This is a genomic window from Streptomyces sp. NRRL S-118 (genome assembly GCF_000716335.1).
Lineage (GTDB): Bacteria > Actinomycetota > Actinomycetes > Streptomycetales > Streptomycetaceae > Streptomyces.
Genome location: NZ_KL591043.1, coordinates 4,000 through 4,866 on the forward strand (window position 1 = coordinate 4,000; position 867 = coordinate 4,866).

Annotated in this window: 1 protein-coding gene; it reads left to right on the plus strand. The window is 73.7% G+C overall.

What is annotated here, in order from left to right; translation table 11 throughout:
- Positions 1 to 87: 87 nt before the first annotated feature.
- A partial coding sequence (locus IH00_RS39285; protein WP_420710981.1) for a beta-ketoacyl synthase N-terminal-like domain-containing protein occupies positions 88 to 867 on the plus strand: 780 nt, incomplete at its 3' end.

Consider the following 867-nt stretch of genomic DNA (forward strand, 5'->3'; position numbering starts at 1 on the left):
GTCAGCGCGGTCGAACTGCGCAACCGGCTCTCGCAGAGCACCGGCGTGCCGCTGCCCGCGACCCTCGTGTTCGACCACCCCACGCCGGTGGCGGTCGCCCGGCTGCTGCTGTCGCAGGCCGACGGCACGGCGGACACCGCCCTCCCGGCCGCGCAGAAGCGGCGCGGCACCGTGGACGAGCCGCTGGCGATCGTCGGCATCGGCTGCCGCTACCCCGGAGGCGTCACCTCCGCGGAGGACCTGTGGCAGCTCGTGGCCGAGGGCCGGGACGTGATCGGCCCCATGCCGACCGACCGCGGCTGGGACCTGGAGCGGCTCTACAGCCCGGACCGCGAGCGGACGGGCACCACCTACGCGCGCGGCGGCGGGTTCATCGCCGGCATGGGCGACTTCGACGCCGAGTTCTTTGGCATCAGCCCGCGCGAGGCCATGGCCATGGACCCCCAGCAGCGCCTGCTGCTGGAGACCTCCTGGGAGACCTTGGAGCACGCCGGGATCGACCCGACCTCCCTGCGCGGCACGGACACCGGCGTCTTCGTCGGCATCACCGGCTCCGACTACGGCATCCTCGTGCCCAGCGAGTACGAGGGCTACCGGGTCACCGGCACCATGTCCAGCGTCGCCTCCGGCCGCATCGCCTACACCCTCGGTCTGGAAGGCCCCGCCGTCTCGGTGGAGACGGCCTGCTCCTCCTCCGGGGTCGCGCTGCACATGGCGGCGCAGGCGCTGCGCAACGGCGAGTGCTCGCTCGCGCTGGCGGGCGGCGTGACGTTCATGACGACGCCCATCACGATGACCGAGTTCAGCCGGCAGGGAGCGAACTCCCCGGACGGCCGCTGCCGCGCCTACGCGGCCTCCGCCGACGGC